Annotated in this window: 19 protein-coding genes; 14 read left to right on the top strand and 5 right to left on the bottom strand. The window is 38.9% G+C overall.

Going from position 1 to position 24157, the window contains the following annotated elements:
• Positions 1-448: 448 nt before the first annotated feature.
• The 11 genes from EHO65_RS02535 (at position 449) to EHO65_RS02485 (ending at position 15066) form a co-directional block, all read left to right on the top strand.
• Complete coding sequence (locus EHO65_RS02535; protein ID WP_425269319.1) at positions 449-2002, top strand: TolC family protein; 1554 nt, start codon at positions 449-451, stop codon at positions 2000-2002.
• 27 nt (positions 2003-2029) lie between these two features.
• The gene (locus EHO65_RS02530; protein WP_135772635.1) at positions 2030-3850 is read left to right on the top strand and encodes an Ig-like domain-containing domain; all 1821 of its coding nucleotides are present in this window, start codon (positions 2030-2032) and stop codon (positions 3848-3850) included.
• 11 nt (positions 3851-3861) lie between these two features.
• Positions 3862-4566, top strand: coding sequence for a lipoprotein (locus EHO65_RS02525; RefSeq protein WP_135772634.1), 705 nt, complete (start codon positions 3862-3864; stop codon positions 4564-4566).
• Positions 4567-4689: 123 nt separating this feature from the next.
• Positions 4690-5250 (top strand): tetratricopeptide repeat protein, encoded by a 561-nt coding sequence (locus EHO65_RS02520; protein WP_135772633.1) that lies wholly within the window; start codon positions 4690-4692, stop codon positions 5248-5250.
• 18 nt (positions 5251-5268) lie between these two features.
• On the top strand, positions 5269-6753 hold the full coding sequence (locus EHO65_RS02515; protein WP_135772632.1) for an efflux RND transporter periplasmic adaptor subunit: 1485 nt from the start codon (positions 5269-5271) through the stop codon (positions 6751-6753).
• The gene (locus EHO65_RS02510; protein ID WP_135772631.1) at positions 6750-9863 is read left to right on the top strand and encodes an efflux RND transporter permease subunit; all 3114 of its coding nucleotides are present in this window, start codon (positions 6750-6752) and stop codon (positions 9861-9863) included. The genes EHO65_RS02515 and EHO65_RS02510 overlap by 4 nt, the downstream gene beginning before the upstream one ends.
• The gene (locus EHO65_RS02505) at positions 9860-12754 is read left to right on the top strand and encodes an efflux RND transporter permease subunit (protein WP_135772630.1); all 2895 of its coding nucleotides are present in this window, start codon (positions 9860-9862) and stop codon (positions 12752-12754) included. Before EHO65_RS02510 ends, EHO65_RS02505 begins: the two co-directional genes overlap by 4 nt.
• A 26-nt stretch (positions 12755-12780) precedes the next feature.
• Positions 12781-13455: an MORN repeat-containing protein gene (locus EHO65_RS02500; protein WP_244243413.1), complete on the top strand. Its 675-nt coding sequence runs from the start codon at positions 12781-12783 to the stop codon at positions 13453-13455.
• A 226-nt stretch (positions 13456-13681) separates the two neighbouring features.
• Positions 13682-14137, top strand: coding sequence for a hypothetical protein (locus tag EHO65_RS02495; RefSeq protein WP_135772629.1), 456 nt, complete (start codon positions 13682-13684; stop codon positions 14135-14137).
• 91 nt (positions 14138-14228) lie between these two features.
• Positions 14229-14822, top strand: coding sequence for a hypothetical protein (locus EHO65_RS02490; protein WP_135772973.1), 594 nt, complete (start codon positions 14229-14231; stop codon positions 14820-14822).
• Positions 14823-14829: 7 nt separating this feature from the next.
• Positions 14830-15066, top strand: a complete 237-nt coding sequence (locus tag EHO65_RS02485; protein WP_135772628.1) for a hypothetical protein — start codon at positions 14830-14832, stop codon at positions 15064-15066.
• Positions 15067-15104: 38 nt separating this feature from the next.
• On the opposite strand, the gene EHO65_RS02480 is transcribed toward EHO65_RS02485, so the two are convergent.
• Positions 15105-16241 (bottom strand): DUF1343 domain-containing protein, encoded by a 1137-nt coding sequence (locus EHO65_RS02480; RefSeq protein ID WP_135772627.1) that lies wholly within the window; start codon positions 16239-16241, stop codon positions 15105-15107.
• Positions 16242-16415: 174 nt separating this feature from the next.
• On the opposite strand from EHO65_RS02480, the gene EHO65_RS02475 reads away from it, so the two are divergent.
• Complete coding sequence (locus EHO65_RS02475; protein ID WP_135772626.1) at positions 16416-18950, top strand: Crp/Fnr family transcriptional regulator; 2535 nt, start codon at positions 16416-16418, stop codon at positions 18948-18950.
• Between the two features lie 107 nt (positions 18951-19057).
• Here EHO65_RS02475 and EHO65_RS02470 read toward each other — a convergent pair whose 3' ends face one another.
• A complete protein-coding gene (locus tag EHO65_RS02470) occupies positions 19058-19936 on the bottom strand; it encodes an SDR family oxidoreductase (RefSeq protein WP_135772625.1) in 879 nt (292 codons plus the stop codon).
• A gap of 195 nt (positions 19937-20131) precedes the next feature.
• Positions 20132-20818: a hypothetical protein gene (locus tag EHO65_RS02465; RefSeq protein ID WP_008592254.1), complete on the bottom strand. Its 687-nt coding sequence runs from the start codon at positions 20816-20818 to the stop codon at positions 20132-20134.
• 172 nt (positions 20819-20990) lie between these two features.
• Here EHO65_RS02465 and EHO65_RS02460 point away from each other — a divergent pair, with 172 nt between their 5' ends.
• Together EHO65_RS02460 and EHO65_RS02455 are read left to right on the top strand one after the other, a co-directional pair.
• Entirely contained in the window at positions 20991-21464 is a 474-nt protein-coding gene (locus EHO65_RS02460) for a hypothetical protein (protein ID WP_244243412.1), read from the top strand.
• A complete protein-coding gene (locus tag EHO65_RS02455) occupies positions 21464-21961 on the top strand; it encodes a hypothetical protein (RefSeq protein WP_135772623.1) in 498 nt (165 codons plus the stop codon). Before EHO65_RS02460 ends, EHO65_RS02455 begins: the two co-directional genes overlap by 1 nt.
• Positions 21962-22092: 131 nt before the next feature.
• Here EHO65_RS02455 and EHO65_RS02450 read toward each other — a convergent pair whose 3' ends face one another.
• Together EHO65_RS02450 and EHO65_RS02445 are read right to left on the bottom strand one after the other, a co-directional pair.
• Positions 22093-23148: an alcohol dehydrogenase gene (locus tag EHO65_RS02450; RefSeq protein ID WP_135772622.1), complete on the bottom strand. Its 1056-nt coding sequence runs from the start codon at positions 23146-23148 to the stop codon at positions 22093-22095.
• 3 nt (positions 23149-23151) lie between these two features.
• Positions 23152-24093, bottom strand: coding sequence for an alpha/beta hydrolase (locus tag EHO65_RS02445; protein ID WP_135772621.1), 942 nt, complete (start codon positions 24091-24093; stop codon positions 23152-23154).
• Between the last annotated feature and the right edge of the window lie 64 nt (positions 24094-24157).

Below are 24157 nucleotides of genomic sequence, written 5' to 3'. Positions count from 1 at the left end.
ACTTCATTTGAGATAACAAGTGAAAACGGAATCCGCATTCCATTTTTCCAGATCAGTTCATCCAGAAATCTAAATTAGAAATGCAAGTAAGAGAGATCGATCTTAGGATCAGAAAATTGAAAAAAAAAAATTATTTCACATTTCGCTTATCAGTTAAGTAATAAAATAATTTTTTAGGAACCTTTTCATCTAAATTAAGCATCAAAAAAGCATCGTTAAGCGCATTTCCATCCCTCAGATGGGATATGAATCTCACAAGGCTTGGAAAGTTTACTAGCGGAATCAATATTCACATATAAAAACAATTTCTAAGGTACTTGCACTTGACTAAAAACAACATTATGAAAATTCAAACAATTAGACATTTTTGAGGTGAATTCACATAAACTATGATTTGAATATTGCCAAAAAGGCATTTCAGTCATTTTTTCGTTCTTCCGGCAAAGGAATGGCCGACTCGCGTTTGTCTTTGGATAGAGATAAAAAGAAAATGAATCGATACGTTCTCAAGACAGCCTGCCTCTTTCTTGTATTTATTCTTCCATATCATTTATTTCCTAAATCCGATTCTCTCAATCAAAGCCAAGACAAACTGATCAGCCTATCTTTAGAAAAAGCAGTCTGGATCGGAACAACTAACAATGTAATCTTAAAGGTATTAGAAGCCAGAAAGGATGTCACCAAAATGATGATCACTGAAAGATGGAGGGAATTTCTTCCTAAATTCGGTGTACAGTATTTTGGTCTTAGAAATCAAAATATAGGTTCCCAAGACAATATATACAACGATATCCGACTAACGGTCCAACAGCTGATCTTTGACGGTGGAGAGGCTAACTTAAATTTAGAAATTGCTAAGCTCGCCGACCTGATGAATGAGCAGGATTTTAAGATCAATTTATCTAAAGTAAAATTGGAGATCCAAAAGGCGTATTTTAAGGCTTTAGCGGCAGGGGCAAAGGTATTCGTAGGACAAACCACAGTAAATAAAATGCAGGAATCCTTGAAAAAGGGCCAAATCGAGCTCAAACAAGGGTTTATTACTAAAATCCAATTGATGGAGATAGAAAGTAAACTTAAACAAGCCGAGTTCAATCTTCAAAAAAATAAGACGGAAAAAAGCCAAACCCTCATGGATCTAAAGCAAGCCATGAACTTGGACTATTATGTCGAGATCGAATTGGAAGAAAGTTTACTTTTCGATTTCGTAATGAACCAGCCACAAACCGACTTAGATCTTGCAATTGCCAAAGCCAGAGAAGAAAGAGAAGATCTCAAAAAAATGCAATTGATAGTTAAGAAGGTCAAAAACGAAAAAGAGATCGCTGATAATTATTATATGCCTAAACTATATTTAGGCGGATATGCAGGGCGAAATGGCAATAATAATGCATTCCAACACGATGCATACGGATTGAACTTCAACTTGGTCTTTCCTTTCGGAAGCAGTAGCGTTTTATCAAATGGGAATCTAGGCGTTCAGAAAGATGGAACAGGTATCCAAACTTATCCTGGATTCGGAAATCAAACTGTAGGAGCCGGAACAAACAGCTATAACTCAACTACGGTAAAACTTTTCGAAAATCTTGCCCAATCCCGAAAGGTAGTTGAAGGCGAGATCCAATTTGCAGAGGCACTTTTAAATTATAAAAATATGGAAAACCAGATTGGATTCGAGATCAAGAAGACCGTTGATCGCCTGAATCAATCCTGGGAATTGATCAAGATCGCAAATTCGAGAGTGAACCTACAATGGGAATCGATCAAGGTTGCTTCTGCAAAACATGGCAGTGGCCATACAAAGAAGGAAGATCTGATCAATTCAGAATTGGAATTAGTCAAGGCGCAAGAAGAACTCACCGAGGCACTGGCTGGATTCGCCACTACTTGTTACGAATATGCGCACGTAACTAAAGACGAAGTAGGCCTTCATAAATTCCTGTCCTACGAAAAAGGAAAAGGAAATTCGATAATAGCGAATCTAACGAAGGGAAAACAATAATTCCCTGAAATAGGCTGGAGTAATCAAATGAGAAATCAAAGCGAAAACAAAACATTGAAAAAATATAATTTATCTTTCTTTCTATTTTTTGCAATATCCCTTGGAAATATTTTTACTATAGGCTGTCAAGATTTAGGCCAAAAAATGTTAGGACTACCTAGCTTCTGGGGAGATGAACCGCCTAACGTAATATTTAGTAGCCCTATTTCAGGAAGCTCCGGTTTACCATCAAGCCAAAGATTCAGCGTCGCCTTTGATCGAGAAATGAATATGCAAAGTTGTAGGATTGGGTTCAGCATGTCCCCTACTACCACTGGATTTTTCGATGATTTAAATGGAACAATTCTCACTTTTGTCCCTTCTTCCGCATTAAATGCCGGAACCTACACGTTCACCGTAACGAAGAACTGCGAAGATAAAAATGGATTAGATCTCAAGAATCCTTTTAGCGCTTCCATTTCCATCGGAGATTCATCAACAGCAGGAGTGAATCCGGAAATATCCGGAATGTTCACCTATGCTGGTACAAGTGCAGCTTGTAATGCCGGATCAGCGACTATGACTAATTTCTTTTCAACAAGTATTAGTAATGCATGTATGGGAAATCCTACTCAAAACACGATCGTAATCAATTTTTCACATGCCATGAATGAATCAGCCACCCTGGCCGCTTTATCTATTAGCCCGAGTATATCGGCAAACTATGTTTGGACAACGAATAGTATATTAACTATCCAACCGGATTTCCCCTTAACAGCAAATCAAAGATATATCATTAGTATAGGTTCTTCTGCAAAAGACCTAAACAATCTTCCTCTTACTGGGAATGTGATCGGAACCTTCTTCGTCGGCTCTGGAAATGCTGCCCCTCAAGTTACCTCGATGAATGTTCTTACCGGTTCTTTAGCCGGATGTAATGCTGGCATCGGTACAAACACAGATATACTGACTAACAATGTTTCGAATGGCTGCCTTGGGAATCCGAGCACGAATAGTATAGTCATGAATTTTAATACCCCAATGAAAACCAATGAGACCCAAGCTGCATTCGGAGTTTCTCCTTTCGTAAGCGGAAACTTCCAATGGTCTTCCGGAAACCAAGTTCTGACTTACGTCACTGACGAAAAATTGCAATACGGAACTAGATATACTGTATCTCTTTCTACCGCAGCTCAAGGAGGAAACCAAAGTTTCCTTGCTTCGAGTGTTTCCGGTAGCTTTCTTGCGGGAGGAAATAATCCTTCACCGATAGTACAAGCGATCGGACTAGCTAGCCAGGGAGGATGCGCTTCTACGTATCCCGGAGTAGGTAGTTCTTCAGGAGGGAATTGGAGCGCAGCAAGCTGCTGGTGGGATGATAGCATGGCAATCCTTGCTCCGAACAATTATACATTTAGAGGCGGAGATAATGCCGTCGGAGATAGCACTTCTTGTACAGATAGGAACACGGATAATTTTAGGATTATATTTAATAATCATATGAAATCTACTGCTACAGATTCCATATCTCTCACAAGAACATCTGCTGCTTCTACGGTGATACGATTGTCTTCTTGGACTTGGAGCGATTGCCAAGCAGTCTATCCTTTCGGATGTAGGGTCTTAGATCTTGTATTCTCTGAGATCGAGTCAAGCTGCGGAGGAAGCTCTGCATTCGGAACAGCCGGAGACTTCAATCTTACCAATGCAAATTTCGATTTTACTTGGAATGGTACACCTGCTTTTCCATATCCGACAATCGTCCCTTCTCCAAATTCTCCTGTTTATAATTTGCAGATTGGAAGCGGAGCTTTCGATGCAATGGGCAGATCTATCACACCATTCAGCTTCTCTTTCGTGAGCCAATAAGGAATAGAAAAATGAAAAACCGGATACTTAATCATAAATTCATAATCTTTCATATAGCAACTATTTGTTCGATTGTTTATCTTTTCCCAGGATGTTCCATACTATCATCGATCGGCTTCGATAAGTTTACGAATATTAGATCGGCTGATAAACCGGAAAAGGCCAAGTCCCAGATCATGATCGGATATATTGAGAATCGCGATCTAAGATTCGATCCTTATCGGATCAAAAATTTCGTAAGTATGCTCAGATTCGAGATCATTCGATCTGGAAACGCTGTCATACAATCGGACGACTCTGTTCCGTCCCAGGAAGGCTCAGCGAACAAACAAGGCAGTAGTAACCCTGCTTCTTCGAATCCAGTAGCAGAAACGGATACAAATGTGCAAAACGCGATGCAGGAAATGACCAAAAGTCTTCAACCTTCAGCCCCCGCTGCTAAACAGGAAAAAAGTAATAAACTATTGAGCGAGTCCGAGATCAAGGGCTTGAGCTCTTTCGGATTCGATTACTATCTGCAAGGATCTTTTTCCTTGGCGGATAACGGGAATATTTTGGACAAGAAAACAGCAACATTAGTATTTATTGATGTTTTCGACAGAACCGGCAAAATGGTACGAACTATCTCCTATACATCCGAAAATAAAAATTTTTCGGATGCTGATCATTTAAAGGACATCTGTTCCAACATAGCCGATAAGTTGAACAAAAGATAACTGAATAAACCAAGGCAGCTTAGCTTGAAATTCCATTCTAAATTTCTTATCAAAAATTCCGTTCGTATACTCATAATACTACTTACACTAGAAATCTACTCCTGCTCTCCTTCCGAAGAGGAAATGGACAAAAAATACAAACAGGGCTTGGATCTGTTCTTATTGAACAAAAGACAGGAAGCGTTAAAAGTTTTTCGGGAAATATATTCGGAAGATCCAAACTATAAAGAAATCAGGCTTCTCATCGGAAAATTACTTTATTACGATAGAAAGTTTAAGGAATCCGAAACAATTTTCAAGGAAGCATTCGAAGAGGATGAAACCAATTGGAACGCCTTAAATTGGATTATAAAATCCCAATTCGCTTCCCGGCCCTTAAGCAAGGAAATCGTAGATAACCTTCATCTATATCTTTCCAAAGAATCAGAAAACCCCGAGGTACTTTTTATAAGCGGACGATTATTGGAAGAGTCCCAAAAAACGGACCAAGCAATCGCTACTTACGAAAGAATAGTTTCGCACCGATTTAAACTTGCGCTTGCACACGAAAGACTGGCCGAGATTTATGAGAAGGCTAAACTGGGCAAGAAAGCGGAATTTCATAAAAACCAATATAAACTTCTTTCCGGAAGAGATATGGATGGAACCTCCGAAAAATCGGAAAAAATCTCTCGTAAACATTAACAAATTCCCGTAAAAATTATGGCATTCATAAGAAAAGTATTAAGTTCAAAAATCGGGAAAATCCTCCTAATCTCTTTTGGTGTATACATTGTTGTGTCATTCCTTATTAGCAGGATCTCTAAAAGATCCGGTAGTAGATCCTTAAAAAAGGTTTCCTCGATATTAAGTAAGCCTTTTTCCTTTGGATCTTCCGAATCGGATATCGATGGCTCTGAAATACAAACCGATGCATTATCCGTATCTGTAATAACCGTATCACAAAAACCTTTTACTCCTTCCGTAAACGCATCAGGAGTCGTGGATTACATGGAAAAGGTGGACGTATTCTCGAAAATAGCCGGCAGAATAGAGAAAATGTATGTAAAGGAAGGGGAAGAAGTTTCTCTCGGCCAAAAATTATTTAAAATGGAAACAATGCCTTTAGAGCTAGAGCTTATGAAGCAGGAAGCTACTATGGAGTCCTCCAAAGCCCAAGTAAAATTGGCAAAAGAAAAATACGAGAAGGCTAAAGGTGCCGTAATAGCAAGAATACACGAATACGAAAAAGCTAAAACGATCCTTGAAAAAAACAGACAAGACTTGGAAAAATCCAAGGTCACCTTCCAAGGTATTGAAGAAATTTATAAAGCCGGAGGATTTAGTCGGGAAGAATTTGAAAACGCCAAACTAAATTTAAACGGCAAAGAAAGTGCATATCAAATCGCAGAAAGAGATTTAGAGATAAAAAGAATAGGACTTACGGACGAAGACATTATTAGAAATGGTCTCGCCGTTCCGGACACCAAAGAAGAACGAACCAAGACTCTGCAAGAAATCAATACTCTAATGGAGAAAGCCGAATTAGAAGTCGCAGAGGGAGTATATAAGGCCCATGCGGCTCAGGCTAAATCCACAAATTTACTTCTTAAAGAATCGATAGCTTATTCGCCTATCAACGGAGTAGTAGCAAAACAATTTAAAACAGAAGGGGAACTTCTTGCAAGCAGCGGATCCGGACAGCATGTTCTTTCCGTTATCAACGTTAGATATGTTTATGCTACCTTCAATGTTCCGGAAAGTGAATCTGTACAATTAAAAAGAGGGATGAAGGTCGACTTCTCCGCAGACGTATATAAGAAAGTCTTATTTTCCGGAAAAGTCCAATTGATCAGTCCTCTAATCGATCAAAAGAGCCATACTGTAGAGATAAAAGCAATCGTAGATAATGGTGATAAAAGATTAAAACCCGGAATGTTCATTCGGGCTAACGTTTCCACCGGAACTGCAGAACCGAGTATAGTTTTACCGAATACTTCCGTTTTATTCAATGAAGACGGTATCACGGGAAGTGTGTTTGTCGTTCGAGATGGAAAAGCGTATAAAGCGGAATTAAAATTAGGGCAACAAAAGGATGGGAATGTAGTCGTTCAAGAAGGATTACAAACCGGTGATTTGGTCGTAACAGATAGACTGTCCCAACTTAGAAGCGGTATTTCCGTAAATCCTATATCCAGCGATAGATGATCGGCTTCATTCGATTCTGCACTGAAAGACCGGTAAGCGTCCTAATGGGTTGGACCGCTGTAATTCTTTTCGGAATTATTGCTTTAGGAAAAATTAAAATAACACTTCTCCCCGAGATCTCATTTCCGAGAGTCACAGTCATTACGGATTATCCGAACGCTTCTCCTCAAGAAGTGGAAAATATGATTACAAAACCTTTGACGGATTCCATCGGAACGGTTGGAGGGATCGAGAAGATAACCTCCGAATCATTGGAGGGGTTGTCCATCATCACCGTACAATTTTCATTTAACGTTTCGGTAGATTATGCAATTATCGAACTGAGAGAAAAAATAGATCTTATCAGGGATGCCCTTCCCCAAGAAGCGGGAAAACCGATCGCGACTAGATTTGATCCGTCCGCTTCTTCCTTTCAGGAAATTGCCATTTTTCCTAAAAGTGAAGAGGATTCCAAATCGATACGAACTTTTGTCAGGGATAATGTAAAGGTTTATCTGGAAAGGATCGAGGGAATGGCTTATGTGCAAATTTCCGGAGGGTTTGAGAAAGAAGTAAAAGTAGAAATTGATTCTGAAAAAATGAACGCTTATGGGATATCGATCCCAGATATAAAAAGATATGTAACCTCTTCCAATATCAATTCACCCGCTGGGAGTCTTCAGGTCGGGAACAAAGATCTATTACTACGTACTATTGGAGAATATTCTTCCTTACAAGATATTCGAGATACAATCGTAGGCAGTAATCAGCAAGGTGTCCCAATAGATCTCGCATCTTTCTCGGAAATTAAGACCCTGTATAAGGAACGCACTGGGATTTCTAGATATAACGGAAAAGATTGTGTAATTTTATATTTATATAAAGAATCCGGAAAAAATGCTGTAGAACTTTCGGAAAGGGTTTCTCAGGAATTAGTTTCCGTTAACGAACGTTTTAAGGATAAGTTAAAAGCAAAAGTTGTTTATGATGAAGCAGTATTCATTAAGGATTCTGTTTCAGGCTTGGTGTCTTCACTAATTGTTGGAGCACTTTTGGCATTCTTAATTCTTGTTTTTATCATTCGTAACCTAAAAACCCCCTTCATTCTTCTTAGCATAATTCCCACTTCCCTGTTAGCGACCTTTCTATGTTTTTACGTAACTGGTATCTCCTTAAATATGATGTCCTTAGGAGGGTTAGCTCTTGGGATAGGAATGTTATTCGATACAAGCAACGTGATCTTTTCTTCGATTGAAAGGAATCTAGAAAAAGGAAAAGGAGTTTCCGATGCTGCAGTTCAAGGCGCGAATGAGGTAATTGGCTCAGTAGTTTCAGCTACCTTGACTACAGTGATCGTATTTTTGCCGATCATATTTATAAAAAGTTTTATTGGGATCCTATTTTCGGAAATGGCAGTAGCCATTGTGATTTCTATTTTGGTAAGCTTTATAGCTTCGATTTCCATAATTCCTACACTTTACGTTACCTTACAAAATTTCTCCATCGAGTCTCCATGGTTAGAAAAGAACGTATTCCTCAAATCCGAATCTATATATGAACAAATACTTGGAAATTATGAAAAAAGGATCTCTGAATATCTAGATAATCCTAAAAAGTTAATATTCTATTTAGGATTGGGCCTCCTATTATCGCTTCAATTCATATGCGTATTGCCCAAAGAATTTATGCCGAATGTGGACAACGGGGAATTCACGATCCATATAGAAACACCTCAAGGAACATCTCTCCAAAAAACTACGGATATTACGGAATCCATGGAAAGGACCTTATCCGAGAACTCATCTATAGAACATTTGATTTCGAAGATTGGATACGAAAAAGATGATTTCATCGCTAAGAAAAAAGGCGGAGCCGGGTCCAATAAAGCAACAATAAGAGTGATCCTAAAGGATAATAGCCGCGCCTCCACCAAAGGACTGATAGAAAAATACCGAAATAAATTTAATTCTTTATCTGGAGTAAAAATTATTTATGAAAATGGGGGAGATATCGTAGCTAATATACTTTCTCCCGAAGCAGGTAGACTTAATCTAGAAATTCATGGGGAAGATCTCTTAACCTTAAGAAATATCGGAAGTTCGATCATACAAAAAATCCAATCCGCCAAAGCGGCAGTCGACATTCGCTCCAGCATGGAGGAAACCAGGAAAGAATACGCGATCGAATTCGACCCAGTAAAAGCGACTTCCTTAAACCTAACGAACGAATATCTAGCAGGTTACGTAAGGACCGCAAATTTCGGATCGAATATAACAAGAGTTAAATTAGATGGAGAAGAGTTGGATGTTCGGATTAGTTTCAGAAAAAAAGATATAGATTCTGTTGAAAAATTCTTCTATATGAATGTAAAAACACCGACAGGAGAATTGGTTCGCCTTTCCCAAATCGGAGAGATCAAGGAAATAGATTCACAAAGTTCTGTTTTAAGATCGGGAAACTCAAGGATCAATGCAATTTATGGTGAATTAAAAGAAGATTCCGACATCTCCACGATAGAAAGTATCGTATCGTCGATCAAATTACCGCCAGGTTATTCCATACGTTTCGGTGGGGAAAAGGAAAATATCGAAAAGTCCTATAAGGATCTATTATTTGCATTCCTCATGGCTGCGTTGTTGATCTACATGCTTCTTGCCAGTCAGTTCCAATCTCTAAAAGTTTCTTTAGTAATGATCTGTACGATCCCTCTAATGTTTATAGGGATCTTTCCCGGTTTATTCCTTTTCGGAAAAAGTTTCAATATAAGCGCTTTCTTAGGATTAGTGTTGTTATTAGGCGTTGTAGTCGATAATGCATCCTTATATTATGAATACTTAATTCTTATGAAAAAGGAAGGTTTAAGTAACAAAAAGGCCGCTTTGGAAAGCGGAAAGATTGTCCTTCGCCCGATTCTCATGAATAATTTGACCAGTATGTTGGGTTTACTTCCCGTCGTATTCGAACTCCAACGAGGCGCTGAATTTCAATCCCCAATGGCAATCGTAGTTATCATAGGACTACTTTCCTCTTTCGTATTTAGTCTATTCTTACTTCCTGTCTTCTTCTATCGTCTCCATTCCATAAACATCATTCCGATCGTTCTTCACCCAGAAAAAGCCAAAAAGAAATGAAGCTAAATCCAATAACCTCATGGATGATCTTATCTGGAATCCTTGTTTTAGGGTTAGCTTCTTCCTTATCTTTGAGTTACGGGCTATTCCCAACTTTCAAATACCCAGGATTTACGATTAGCGTAGAATATCCAGGAGCAGATGCTGAAACGGTAGAAAGTATAATCACTGTTCCAATAGAAGAACAGATCTCCGGGATCGGCGGGATTGTCGAGATGAGATCATATTCCGAAAAGGGATTATCCCAAATAAGGATAGAGTTTGAAAGCAATTCGGAAATGCTGATGAAAGGTTTAGAGTTAAGGGAAAAGATAGAGATTGCGAGCGCAAAATTTCCGAAAGACTCAAGAAAACCTCTCATCCTTAACTACGATCCGGATGAAATGCCGGTATTGGTCCTATCTTTGAATTCTTCCCAAATCAGTTTAAAAGAATTAAGGACATTCGCCGATAACGAATTAAAAAAGGAAATCGAAGGAGTAGAAGGGATCAGCAAGGTTTCCATTTCCGGAGGAAAGATCACTGAAATACTTATTTCTTGCGATATGCAGAAACTAAGCGGTTATGGAATTAACTTTTCGGATCTTCAAAGAAGTGTTCAAGGTTATAATATCAATTCAACGATAGGAGAAGTAGAAGCAAGTGGCATTTTGCGAAAAGTCCGTTTAACGGGCAAATTCGAAAGTTTGGATGAAATCCGTCGTTTGCCTATCTTAGGACTCAATTCTAACCGAATAGTATTAATAAAAGATGTCGCTGATGTAACACACTCTTACAGGGACGAGGATAGTTCTTCTAGGATCAATGGAAAAGAAAATATAGGGCTTTATATCTACGTAAAACACGGAGCAAATGTTTTAAGACTATCTTCCGAAATCCAAAAATTAATCGAAAAAAGAAGAAGTGAGGAATATCATATTAGATTAATATATGATCGTGCTGAGGCGGTAGGAACAACCTACCAAAACATCATATTCTTCAGCTTCATCGGTCTTTCGACCCTACTCTGCCTGCATTATTTAAAAAATAAAAAGGAAATTTCCGGAAGTTTAATTTCTGTCGTAATACAAAGTTTATTACTCTTTTTTATTTTTTCTTTCTTAAGTTTCATCCGAAAAAAGGAGTTCGATCTACTGCCTATTATATCGATATTAGTTGGTGTTTTCTATTGCCTGAATCTCAAGAAGATGACAGGCAAAAAGAAGGAAATACCCCGTATAGATTTGATCTTTTCATCAATATTATTGCCTGGAATTTTTCTAACATCCTACTTACATGATCCCTCCTTGATGAAAAATCTTTTTGAAATAGGAATCTTATCCACGATCAGTTTCCTTTTTATCTTTTATACCGGCGATTTTCTCACAAACTCGATCAATCATTTAAAGGTAAAATATGGATTTGCATTGTATTCAAATCCGGTCGGAACAATAAATTATCCAATCGTTGTGTCCCCTAATGAAGTATTGAATAAAAAAGAATTCATTAAATTTTTATTATGCCTTGTTCTTTTACTTTTTTCCCTCCATAAGATTTGGTCTTCAAAAAAGGAACTTTTTTTTAATTTAGAAAATGATCGAATTTTCGGTTATATAGACCTTCCTTCCGGTACAGGGTTCTCCTTTACGAATGAAACGTCTCAAAAGGTCGAAGATAAGATACTAACTCTAAAGGGAGTTAAAGAAGTAATTACCCAAATAAGTCCTTCTCACGCCTTCTTAATAATTAACTACAAGACTAACAGCTTGTTCGAAGGAAATAGGATCGAAAACCTTAAAAAAGTAGTTGGAGATCAAAATCCTGCCTTTTGTTATTTCACTCAAGAATCCGAAATGGGAAGGGTCCAAGAGATATCAATGGACGTAATCGGAGATTCTAGTGAAAAATTAAACGCAATCGTTCCGGAGATCGCGCGGTCTGCGGGAACGGTAAAGGGTGTAAAAGAAGTTGTAATGAATTTCAAATCCCCCAGAGATGAACTTAGATTAGAGATTAATAATAGGGATAATCTGATCAACAGCGCTGAAATAGGAGGCTTCTTAAAAACAATCGTTCAAGGAGCAATTGTTAGCCGCTACACGGAAGAAAGCAGAGAAACAGATATAAGGATCAGATCTGCGAAAGAATATAGGCAAACTGAAAGTCAGCTAAATAAGTATTTGATCAGAAGCCAATTCGGCAAATTAGCTTCCTTAGAAGGTTCCTATGAACCCAAAGAAGGAAAGGCCCCGGTAAAACTTTATAGAAAAAATAAACGACCAGTCCTCTCCTTTTCTGTAAAAACCGATTTTACTTCCCCTTCTTCCGCATTATTAGAAATCAAAAAGGCAGCCGCCTCATATTTACCGGAAGGTTATCGCATAGAACTAAACGATAAAATCGGAAGAATCTCCAAATCCGGTTCTAGATTTTTACTTTCCGTATTCTTGAACTTAGCGATCCTGTTCTTCGCGTTCGCGTCGTATTCAGAATCCTTAACACTCGCTCTCAAACATGTATTTTCCATTTCTATCATATATATTAGTACTTTCGCAATATCCGCATTTGCTGAGGGAAAAATCGATCTAGGTAACTATATCGGATCTAATATCTGCCTGGTATTCCTGTTTTCTCATATTATATTTTTAACCGATAAAGAGAACATATCTCTATATACGGAAAAAATCGATGAGCTATTAAAATGGATCTTTTTATTCTCGCTTCCTCTACTTATTTTCGCAAGACAGGGAGGTGAATTTCTACGAAATATAGAACTTCAGCTTCTTTTAGGACTGACCTTGGCAAAATTTCTCTTAGTTCCATCTTTCAACTTTTCAAACCGTCTAGTTGAATGGCTTGTGAAGGAATTTAACAGACGGAATGTAATAAAATTTCAATTTAGAACCAAATAATATACTGCTTTTGGGATTAACGGATTATGAAAATAGATTTTAAACCAACCATTTACAGATTTTTAGATACGACAAGATCCTTTTTATTTTCAACTAAACGGAGAAAACTAATATCTTTAGCGATATTCATCCTGCTACTTCTTTTCGGTTTCGTACAATATCGGGTCTCCACAAGATTTGATTGTCTTTCCGGAGATTGTACCACCGGTTTCTCCAAAATGAAATTTAGAGGAGGAGATTATTACGAGGGCTACGTATTAAATTCTCGCCCCCATGGATTAGGTTTGTTTAAAAATGAAAACGGCGATATGTATAGAGGCGAATGGCGAAACGGATTAAAACACGGAAAAGGACTTTATAGATATCCGGATGGATCTACCTACGAAGGGATCTTCTTCTATAATAGAAAGCAAGGAGAAGGTATCTTTACTTGGAATGATGGAAGCCGCTTAAAAGCCAGATGGAATGAAGATGAACCAGATGGTATAGGGACCCTAACCTTAGCTGACGGCAACAAATTTAAAGGTATTTACAAAAAAGGGGTTATCTTCGACGGCAGTGGTGCTTTCCGATATGAGAATGGAAGTGTTTATTTGGGAGAATGGAAAGCAGGTAGAAGAGAAGGTATTGGAATTCTCAAAAACGAAACCGGAAAATTATTATATCAAGGAAAATGGATAAATGATAAACCAGCTAAGTAAATTTTTACAATATTCCAGCGGAAAGCTGCGTAATAATATCCTTACAAACGGATTCAAAGAAAATCTAAATTACAATCTTAAACCCGAATCTGTCCTTAAGGAAACTCCGACCGATTTTCTAAGAAAGACCCGGCAAATACACCTATGGTTCCTTTTAGCTTACTTCCTCTTTAACTTTACCATTTCTCTCTTTAATTTGGATTATCTCCTGACCTACGGAGACATCATGAGAAAGAACATGGAAGAAGGAAGAATATCGAGACTAATGTATATGTTAAATGCCTTCCCATATAATATTTTCCTGATTTTAGGCTCCCTAGTTGTTTTCGAAATTTGTGCTGGAGCCATTAGCTATTTTGCATTATATATATTCGGAGAAAAGGAAAGGTCTTTTAAACGGATCTTAGGGATTGTATTCTCGAGTAATCTTTACGTATTACTTTCCTTTTTCCCAATACTCATACTTTTAAACATAATTCCACCTAGCTTAAAAAGAGATATGTTCACCATGGTTGCTTTTTTGGGGTTCGTTTTTATGTTCTTCGTTGTAGGACTGATACTTCAAGCCACTTTTTTTATTCGAATGTCTAAACAGATCTTTCAGCAAAACTACGGCAGAGCATTCTTAACTTGGGCCTTTCCGTTAATTTTGTTTTTTTCGATCATTTGGATCAGCGGTTGATATAGAACGAAAGTTTTATATCTTTTAGGAATGCTTGCAATCTTTTCTAGGAGAAAGTAATCTATGGAAAAAGGACCTAGGACTATCTAAAATGAGTAAAGGTTACCATTCCCGCTCTCCGGAAGAATTCAAGGATTTCCTGCGTAAAAGTAAAGATGCAGGCAAATCAAATAACCGTTCCAAGTTGATCCTGTTTTTTGACGTTATACTATTGCTGTTTATCTTTTCCGTAGTGGCCAAACTTTTAAATCCATTAGCTTTTTCAGGACAAACGGAATCCAAGGAAATTTCTTCCGGATTTGTAAGTTACCGCCTTTCCTCCAGCAAAGAGAATTCTAAGGAGTTTCCTATCTTCTTTCTTTTTTTAAAGAACAAGGGAACTGAAAGTTTGTCCTTTCCGAGCACAGGAGATAAGATACGGGTTTTTATAAAAAGCGGAGATCTGAATTGTTTAGAAGATTCTTGGTCTTTTGTTTCTAAAAATTTAGCACCAGGAAGTACGAATTTTTTTAGATACGAGATTTCTTCCGAACTTCTTTCGAATCTTCCTCCTGAATGTAAAACTCAGGAAAAATCAATTTTGAATAATATTACCAATGTTTTCCAAGGCGGAAAAAAAAGATCCTTTCATGCTGAAATTCTACGTAAAGATGAAAACATTTCTTTAGAAATTCCTAATTTTTGAGACATTAATGAACGAAGAGATCCAAACATTAAACAAGATAGTCGCGATCGTAGACGAAAAAGCTTCCTTATTTAAAAAGGATTGGAGTCATATGCCTAAGATCAGGGCAATAACTGAGAAAAAACTGATCTTAGATCTAATAGAGAATGCTCTACAATTAGCGAAAAATATTCGTCCTGCACCCAATGATCTTTTGGGTGATTTGCAGAAATTAAAGGCAGAGTTTTCCAGGCTTCCGCTCTAGGAGTTCTATGATGTAGGAACTCCTACAATGGCCTTCTTTCAGTTATAACTCTTTGTGACCTTCTTCCATTTCTTTTCCGAATCTTCCAGATAATCTTGGATCTCCGAGTAAGTTCTTTTTCCGTCTAGATAATCCAGAAGGAATTGGTCTCCTACCAAAAGTTGGATCGCAGGTAGATCGGATCTGAATTCATATGGTCCTTGTAGAAATTCAAACTTGTCCGGATAAAATTCTCTCAATGTCCGGATAAGCAATAATCCGAATAGTAAGCTATGGAATTTTTTAGGTTTATCTAATAATATTTGATAACCTCCGCATACTTTTCCTGCATGTTTATGGAAAGTCGGGATGAACTTTAAAGGCCTGAGTCTGAAAATTCCTTTTTGTTTTTCTTGGAGTTTTCCTATAAGTGATTTATCCAGATCGTCGATATACGGAGCTCCAAAAGTTTCGAATGGACGAGTGGTCCCTCTTCCTTCCGAAAGATTTGTTCCTTCTAAAAGACAAAGTCCTGCATAAACATAACAAGTTGTTTGAGCAGGTATATTGGGAGAAGGTGGAACCCATAAAAACTCCGAGTTTTGTTTGGGATAAAGATCCAATCGATAGAATTCTAGATCCAGTTTAAATTTATCTTTATAATATTCAAGAAGACCAGCTGCAGACAGACCATGTCGATGCAGTGTACCTTCTACCCCAACGAATGATGAAAATTTTTTCTCGAGAGGAGAACCTTCAATCTTAGAGCCTGCAGGATTTTTTGCATTCGAAACTAAGATACGAGGTTTTGGTTTTCCTTTTTTGGAAAGTCGATCCGCTGCCTGCATCGCATACAGTGCAGTAGTCAAAAATGTATAATAGCGAGCGCCAACATCTCTGATATCTATGATCAATGCGTCCAGATCGGATAATACTTCTTCTGCGGGTGCGAGACTTTCTTCGTTGTCTCCGTACAAATTCAAAACTTGAGTTTCTCCCAAATTATAGATGAGTCCACTTCCAGAGACCTGGTCTTGTAGCTCTGCAAAAAGTCCATGCTCGGGCAAAAATAGTTTTTTGAGTCCGTATTCTTTCTGTATGATCCGGAAATGATAGTCGCCTTTCCAACCGTATGCGCTCTGGTTAGTAAGCATCCCGATGGATTTTGCACCGGAGAGAATTTTGCTTTTTTTCATTTTCTAAAGAGGTTTTTTCCGGGAAACTATAGGAGTCAAGCAGGACTATAAGCGCCTTAGTCTTGGAAATCTTTTGCCTTATCCACAAGGTCCTTTTTAGAGAATCCTTTAAAAAAGAGTTTCCATTCTTAGGGAAGGATAGTTTTCTTCTTAATTTGCCCCAACAGCGATCGTATGGCATTAGATACAAGCGTACCAAATCAAAAAGTAACAATCAAAGCCGGGACGGTTTTATTTCCGGAAGGAAGCGCCGCGAATTCTCTCAACGTATTGCATAGCGGAGCATTACGCTATTTAGTAGAAGCTCCGGGTGGCAGAAAACTGGAGTTATTCAAAATTTCAGGAGCCAATTTAACTCCTGGTGCATCCGCACTTTTCGGCAGCGGACGTTATCCTTTTACGATTGTAGCAGAACAAGACTGTGTGCTCTCCACATATGTTATGTCCCAGTCTACTGTGGGTCGTTCCCTCGCAGCCAGAAGTTCTTTAGGGATTATGGTGGGTCGTTCCCTTTTGAGAGAGATCACTGAGTCATTCAAAAGAGTGAACCAACTCAGAAAGATCGCTTCCGATATGGGAAAAACAAATGATAATCTTTCACTTCTATATTATCAATTCAACCCAAGTGTTTTTCCGGATATCAAGCCAGGACAACCGATCGCTGATCCAAGTTCGGAAATTGTGGATCCTGTCTTAAGGCTTGCTCGCGAAAATTTAAAACATTATTTCGATAATGGTGGGATACTTCCGGAACGACCAACCGCCAATTATGTGGAAGAAGATCATTCTCAGCTTCTAGTTAAATATTATCCGGAAGAGATAGAATTCCAGGATGGAGAATTCAATTTTGTCCGTAAGGTCATATTAGCAGATCCTAATCTTCTAGCACAATTATTCGCACCGGATCCAAGCATGGTTTCTTATGTTTGCGATAAACTTGGCAGAGTGCAGAACAATATTACGGAAAACGCAAAAAGTATATTAGAAGAATTAGATGAAAACTTCTCTCTTCTTTTAGGCGGAGTAGAAAGCCTTACTGAAAAATATTTCCTGATCCTAGACATGGCAGCGAACGGATATGCAACCGCTCCTCCGGAGTTTGTGGTCCCTATTTTGCAAGTTGTTTCTCAAAAGATAGAAAGAGCACTCGCAGGCCATCAGGCAATTTTCGGTTCCGCGATCCCGAGCCCTTCTCCTAATATTAAATCGTTTTTGGAAAAGACTGCAGGTCTTGCTAAAAAATTCGAGGCTTCTAATCCTACTGCAAAAGCAGCGTCGAATGGAAGCGGAATTTCTGTGGATGGTTCTGCGGATGCGACTGCAATTCGAAAAGAATTAGCTAACTCTGCATCTAGTATCATCCAATTCTCCGGTATGGGCGGAGATGCAATTAAAGAGTTTTCCGCAATGATGGTAAAACTCAAGTCTTTGAAAAATCCATTGGATTCAGACAACGATACTCGTAAACTAAGAAGGTCCATTACAAAAACCTACTTCGATATTTACGCTGCATGTTTCCAAAAGTACGTGAACTCAGGTAAAAATGTTCCCAAACCTGTGGACCTGATGTTGAAATACGGCTTTTTCGATGAAACAATGCTCGATGATTCTCAGTTAGTTTTCATGTCCACATTCAAGGACGCGATCACTTCCGTTTCGGATATTCCGATCCATTATGGAACGGAATGGCTGGAAAAAATTTATAAAAGAGAATGCCCTACTTCACTCGATGAACTCGGTCAGAACTTTTTCGACAAAGTCAAGATGGATAATCGGAATGCTGTATTCAAAAAAGAATCCGATCTTCCTCCAGATATAGATAATCCGGAAGCAAGATTAAAATTCGAATTCGGCGCTATGTATGAGGCGAACGTTCGACTCACCACGGGCTCCTTGGCGACTTATCTTCCGATCTTAACCAAATATCATTCTCAGATCCCTCTCGGAAAAGCATATGTTACCAAAAAAATGCTTACCGATACGATCCACGATATCATGGCCGTAGACTTCTCCGTATTTAACAGAGAGGTAATCTATAATAACCCTGAGATGGGGATTAATAAGGAATTCGTTCAAAGAGCGATCGTTCCTGACTTTGTAATTGTTCCTTCTATCGGAAGTAAGATAATGATGTGGCAGGAGCTTTCCATCCATAGAGGTTCCGGCTCCAAAGAAAGTAGAGGTAGGATCGTTCTTCCTATTTTCGTACAAGGTGATCTGAAATCTCTTTTGATCGACGCATTTGCAGCATTCCGTTGGGAACTTTGTAAAACGATCTTAGGACCTGAATGGAATAACGTAGGAAATCCATCCATCACTGCCGACTATATGGACTATGTTCAGTTCTATAAAAAGAACAAAGATCTTTCCATAGAGATCAAAGAAAAGTTGGCAGCCGAATTCAAACGTTTCCGGAATGAAAGGGATATTTTTGCGAACGATTACCAACTTTGGATCAAATACGAAGCTGAAGGTGTGCAAAGATTAAACCGAGTCGTCCGAGGAATTTTCTATCGTCATATTCCTTTCGCAAGAACGATCCGGGAGAAGGTTTCTAAAATGCCTGCCTTCGGTGAGATCAATAACAGATTCGTGAATATTCGAACTCGTAAATTTACTGAGTTGGAAAACAGATATAAAAAATATATCAACGCGTTAGGAAGTCTTCCGGACCCTCTACGCGAGAATATGGAATTTTACAGAGTTTAATGAGGCAACTCCTCGCGAACGACCCATAGGGATGAGCGAGCCCGAGATAGCCAGAGGCGTTTATCGAGGGCACACCAAGCAGTCCTCCGCGAGGCCGGGCTTAAACTTTAGGAAACCAAAGCCGCCTTATTTTCTTTCAAAAGTGCACTTACATCCTGAAGTTCTTCTCCAATAAGATCTTTTACTGAAGAGTTCACATCTTTCAAATAACCTTCTCGTATAGACACATCGAAAGAAGCCAAAGCATCCGCCATTGGTTTTGGAATTCCGGCTCCTGCTAATGCCTTAGAAAGTTCCTCAGCAGGAAGGTCCACATAGGAAACAGAAATGTTTACTAGTTCTGAGGTAAATTTTGCAAGTTCTGCGTAGGTCCAAGCCTTAGGACCGCTCACTTCTATAATTTTATTTCCTGGGTCGGATGAAAGTAGAGCAGCCGCGGCCACCCTAGCACAGTCTGTTCTGGAAATATAGGCACAAGCCCCATCTCCACCAGACCCGTAAATGGAACCACTGGCAACTGCATGTTGTAGTTTAGGTATTAAATAATCCGAATACATGTTATTACGAAGAATTGTGTATGCCAGACCACTTTGTTTGATCTTTTCTTCTGTTCCTTCGTGTTCAAAAGCGAATGTGACCGGAACTTCGTCAGCTTTGGCAAGAGAAGTATAAAGAATTCTTTTTGCCCCTACTTTTATTGCAGCATCCACAGCGGCACTATGTTCAGTGATTCTATTTCCTATATTATCAGTACTGATAATTAAGATACGATCCGCACCTTGAAAAGCTGAAACAAGACTAGCCGGATCGTCGAAACTTGCTTTCCTTACAGTGACTCCCCTCTTTGCAAAGTTTTCCAAGGTTTCAGGCTTACGAGTTGTAGCGATGATCTTGTTATGGCCTCTTTTTAATAATTCTTCTAGGATAATTTTTCCTAAATGTCCGGAAGCTCCGGTCACGAGTACTGTTTCGGAAAATGTGCTCATTTGGATCCTTAAACCTAAATCGGTTTGTGTTAGATTATATTCTTAGACTACTTGAAACAACAAAAGTTACAAGTTAAAAATGAAATTAACACACGCGGCAAGGATACTGAGAGCTTTAGTCCAGGCGGAGCCTGGATGAGCGGAACGCGAACTCGTAGTAGCCTGGTCTGAGCAAAGCGAAGAGCCGCCCTGAAATTAAACTTCTTCTAATAGATAAGGTCGAGTGTATTCTCTTACGATCTCTACGACAAAACGTCCCCAAGACTTAGGATCTTCTTGAGAAATTTCAATTTGGCGGATCTTTGGAAAGTAGGCCTGAGGTTTAAATGCAGTATGAGTGAGCTCCATGGCTCTTAGATAATTATCTACTCGTTTCACTCGAACGAAGTTCAATAACTCACCTTGGATTTTATCCTGAGGCATATAGCCAATGATGATCAGACGTGGAAATAATGACTTTTTGAGAAGATTGATGAAGTCTCCGAAACTATCTACTCGATCTATAAATCCTTCGTAAGCACCGCCACCCAAGTTCATGATCTGAGTAACGATGTCCATAGTGAAAGAAACACCTTCTGCAGAAGTCATGTCGGAGATGATCACGATACCTTCGTCAGGTTGGAAAGTTTTGAATTCGCTAGTCGGCTTAAAATGACGTCGAAGTAATTTTGCGGTGGAGATATCTATCTCGGCAGCTTTCGGAACCAAAATTTTTCCAGATGAATCGGAGATAGGTTCTCTAGTAATAAGGTATCTTTTCTTAGCTGCGTTCTGGTTCATCACCCGGAAGGCTTTCACCTTCTCTTCCAGCTCGTCCAGAGTACAATACCCTATTTTTAAAACGTTTTCTCTCGCGCGTTTTTTGAGATCTATATCTTCCATACGAGTTTTTGGTGGCCCGGAGGAACCAGGTTAAACGGGGTTCCGAATTTCGCGAGAATTTACCGGGTATCCGGGGAGAGTATATAAAAAAAATCCCAGTCTGAAAAGCCCTCTTTTGGCTATGCAAAAAAACCGCTTGTCCCCGGAATGTGCGCTCCTTGAATGGGGAGGAATGGCCATTCTACCCATTTTAACTCGCTTTAGGACCGGAATAAATATTCAGTTTTGGAAGGGGCTCCTGCTATTCTCTTGCCTAACCTTAGTTTCCTGCTTTTCGGTAGAATTTATCCAAGAAGGAAGCCAGAAAGAGACTGTGCTCGTTTCTCATAAACCTCGTTGGGAGCAAATAGAGATCCTAAAACATCCTCCTAAACGCAGGAACTACAAAACTTATGGAAGGCTCATCGTTAGGAACTTCGGTGACGGTAGAATAGAAAAGTTCTATTACGAAAAAATTAAGAAAGAACTTTTTGATAGGGGTATGGATGGTATGTATCTCGCAAATGTCGGGCTCGTTCCTGTTCCTCCTACAATTTTCCAAACAGGTACAACGGAAGGTTATACTACAAATATGGCGGAGATTGCAAAGGACGCAAAAGTTTTAGAAGGAGTCGCATTCCGATACAGAGAAAGGGATGAAGAATAATGGCAAGACGTTTAAACAGCGAGATCAAGGTTTTGCCTAACGGAGATTGGATCTTCCGTGAAGCCAAGATTGAACAAAAAGATATTCTGGAATACTTTCGTAAGAATTTGAAAGAAGCAGAAGACGGAATTTATATAGATAATCAATACGGAGAATTTTCCGAAAACGGATATTTAGAATTATTCGGTTACCCTCTAAACCTAATCCGAGTCTGGGAGAAGGAAGAGGAACTTTATTTTTTAAGCGATTCAGGCGAAGAATTACCCCTCTCTTCTTTGCAGATCGCAGCAGATTCAGAAGGAGAATTATTTGCTAGAAAAAAAGGAAATACTTTTCTAAAATACAAGTTAGCCAGGAACGTATCCTCTGTTTTAAGCGAACATTTATCTGAATCTGCGCATGGTCTAAAACTGGTTTTTCCAAATAGAGAAATTTCCATCTTGGAAACTAATGAAAATCCAAAGGTTTCACTTCCTAAAGAATTCCAAAATTTATAAGCTATGGTTTTCACGCGGAGCTGCAGAGTTTTTTAAGACTATATCTTCCTTTCTTAGCGCCTTTGCGTGAAATAAAAATAGCTGCATTAAAATGTACACACTAAGCCGCTAAGCGAAGAAGGTCTTGGATCTCATTTTCCGGATAAGACCACTCTTCCTAGAATTTTCCCATTAGCTAAATCGTTTAATGCAGAATTCGCTTCTTGAAAACTTCTGATTTCCACCGGAACAAGTCGGATTTTATTTTTAGAAACCAATAGTAGTAGTTCCTTCAGTTCTCCCGGAGAACCTGTATAACTCCCACGGATTGTTAAACTTCTCAGAGAAAGAATTGGAGTTGGGATTTTCAACTCTCCACCAAAAAGTCCAACACCGATCAATGTTCCATTTTTTTTCAAAAGTGAAAATCCCAAAGAAGAAGTAGCACTATTATTCACAAAATCGATTACCGCGGAAACCCCCAAAGGGCCGGAGATATTTTTGACTTCCCCTATAGGATCAGGATGAGAAGAAAGAACAGTATAAAATCCAAGCTCCTGTAATTTTTCCAAACGAGATCCATCAATATCCAAGAAAATCACTTTTGCATCGGTGAGAAGTGGAACCAATTGAGACGCAAACATCCCAAGTCCTCCTGCACCGATAATCACTAAAGAATCCATTTTTTTAAGAGGAAGTGCTTTTTTTAAGGCACCGTAAGCAGTGAGTCCTGCACAAGCGTAAGAACATGCAGCTTCAGGAGAAAGATTGTAAATATCCAAAAGCCATTTCCTATCAGGGACCAAGATACGATCGGAATAACCACCGTCTTGGTAGATTCCTAAAGATTTAGGAGCAGAACAAAGTTGCGGATTTCCTGATTCACATTCTTCGCAGGTTCCGCAACCGATCCAAGGATATACTAATTTTGTTTCTCCGATTGAGACGGAACGGACCTTAGATCCTACTTTCAAAACTTTTCCTACAACTTCGTGGCCTGGAGTTAGTGGAAGTTTGACTCCTCTGTCCTTTACGAAAAGTTTTTCTTCCCCGCCAATTTTATAATACCCGTCCCTTAAATGGAGGTCCGAATGACATACTCCACAGGAAATTACTTCTAATAATACTTCTGAATCTTTTGGCTCCGGGTCTTGTTTTTCTTCCCATTGTAAAGAGGACCCGAATTCCACTAATCTAATACTTTTCATTTTTTAAAGATAAACCTCTTTTCGTTTAAAGATACGATCCATTTCTTCTGAGATCATTCTTAGGCCTTCTTCAGGAGCCTTAAGTAGATTTACCTTGGTAAAAAATCCGTGAGTATATCCTTTGAATTCTTTGAATAAAACCGAAACTCCGGCTTCCTTTAATTTTTCTGCATATAATTTTCCATCGTCTCGAAGCGGATCTATGTCTGCTATAAACACAATCGCAGGAGGAAGTTCCTTCCAATCGGTTTGGTATAAAGGAGAAGCTTTCGGATCAGATCTTGTGTGGTGGTTAGGTAGATACTGGTCAATAAACCATTCCATATCTTTTTTAGTAAGACCAGGGCCTAATTCAAATTCTTTATAAGAATCAGTATCACATATCGCTTCAGTGACCGGATAGATCAGAATTTGAAGATCGATTTTAGGACCGGATGTTTCTTTAGCTTTTAGAATGGTAGAAGCAGCTAAATTTCCTCCGGCACTATCACCGGCAATTACCAAGGGAAGATCTTTCCAAATATTCTCATTCTGAGAAGAGATCCATTCTAAAGAAGTATAAGCATCTTCTAATGGTAAAGGAAATGGGAACTCGGGGGCTAATCTATAATCTACTAAAGATACAATGCTTGAAGTGATCTCTGCAAGTTTGCGTGCAAATGGATCGAAATCTTTCAATCTTCCGACTACCCATCCTCCGCCATGGAAGTATAGAATTTTGGATTTAGGGTCCGTTTTTGGAATATAATTTTTTATGAATATATTTCCGCTTTTGGAAGGGATCGAGATATCCTGGATCTCCCGCATAAGCGGACCTTCTCCCAAAAGTTCCCCGATTGCCGAATAACCGTCTCTTCTCTTTTGGATACTTCCTTGGGTAAAACCTGTGAGTCCCTTAGAGGAAATCAGATTTGCATAGTCCAACATCTCCGGAGCAAATTCCATTCTTTTCTCCCTTTAGAAAGAGTAAGGAAAAAAGTATATTATGGATCCGAAGATTTGTCGTTCC

It is taken from the genome of Leptospira andrefontaineae, assembly GCF_004770105.1.
Classification (GTDB): Bacteria; Spirochaetota; Leptospiria; order Leptospirales; family Leptospiraceae; genus Leptospira_B; species Leptospira_B andrefontaineae.
Note: the sequence above shows the minus strand (reverse complement) of the source record. Positions and strands in the feature narration are given on the sequence as shown.

Excerpts from the sequence above, each read along its gene's own strand:
- EHO65_RS02535 (WP_425269319.1), top strand. The coding sequence starts at position 449 with ATGGCCGACTCGCGTTTGTCTTTGGATAGAGATAAAAAGAAAATGAAT.
- EHO65_RS02530 (WP_135772635.1), top strand. The coding sequence starts at position 2,030 with ATGAGAAATCAAAGCGAAAACAAAACATTGAAAAAATATAATTTATCT.
- EHO65_RS02525 (WP_135772634.1), top strand. The coding sequence starts at position 3,862 with ATGAAAAACCGGATACTTAATCATAAATTCATAATCTTTCATATAGCA.
- EHO65_RS02520 (WP_135772633.1), top strand. The coding sequence starts at position 4,690 with ATGGACAAAAAATACAAACAGGGCTTGGATCTGTTCTTATTGAACAAA.
- EHO65_RS02515 (WP_135772632.1), top strand. The coding sequence starts at position 5,269 with ATGGCATTCATAAGAAAAGTATTAAGTTCAAAAATCGGGAAAATCCTC.
- EHO65_RS02510 (WP_135772631.1), top strand. The coding sequence starts at position 6,750 with ATGATCGGCTTCATTCGATTCTGCACTGAAAGACCGGTAAGCGTCCTA.
- EHO65_RS02505 (WP_135772630.1), top strand. The coding sequence starts at position 9,860 with ATGAAGCTAAATCCAATAACCTCATGGATGATCTTATCTGGAATCCTT.
- EHO65_RS02500 (WP_244243413.1), top strand. The coding sequence starts at position 12,781 with ATGAAAATAGATTTTAAACCAACCATTTACAGATTTTTAGATACGACA.
- EHO65_RS02495 (WP_135772629.1), top strand. The coding sequence starts at position 13,682 with ATGAGAAAGAACATGGAAGAAGGAAGAATATCGAGACTAATGTATATG.
- EHO65_RS02490 (WP_135772973.1), top strand. The coding sequence starts at position 14,229 with ATGAGTAAAGGTTACCATTCCCGCTCTCCGGAAGAATTCAAGGATTTC.
- EHO65_RS02485 (WP_135772628.1), top strand. The coding sequence starts at position 14,830 with ATGAACGAAGAGATCCAAACATTAAACAAGATAGTCGCGATCGTAGAC.
- EHO65_RS02480 (WP_135772627.1), bottom strand. The coding sequence starts at position 16,241 with ATGAAAAAAAGCAAAATTCTCTCCGGTGCAAAATCCATCGGGATGCTT.
- EHO65_RS02475 (WP_135772626.1), top strand. The coding sequence starts at position 16,416 with ATGGCATTAGATACAAGCGTACCAAATCAAAAAGTAACAATCAAAGCC.
- EHO65_RS02470 (WP_135772625.1), bottom strand. The coding sequence starts at position 19,936 with ATGAGCACATTTTCCGAAACAGTACTCGTGACCGGAGCTTCCGGACAT.
- EHO65_RS02465 (WP_008592254.1), bottom strand. The coding sequence starts at position 20,818 with ATGGAAGATATAGATCTCAAAAAACGCGCGAGAGAAAACGTTTTAAAA.
- EHO65_RS02460 (WP_244243412.1), top strand. The coding sequence starts at position 20,991 with ATGGCCATTCTACCCATTTTAACTCGCTTTAGGACCGGAATAAATATT.
- EHO65_RS02455 (WP_135772623.1), top strand. The coding sequence starts at position 21,464 with ATGGCAAGACGTTTAAACAGCGAGATCAAGGTTTTGCCTAACGGAGAT.
- EHO65_RS02450 (WP_135772622.1), bottom strand. The coding sequence starts at position 23,148 with ATGAAAAGTATTAGATTAGTGGAATTCGGGTCCTCTTTACAATGGGAA.
- EHO65_RS02445 (WP_135772621.1), bottom strand. The coding sequence starts at position 24,093 with ATGGAATTTGCTCCGGAGATGTTGGACTATGCAAATCTGATTTCCTCT.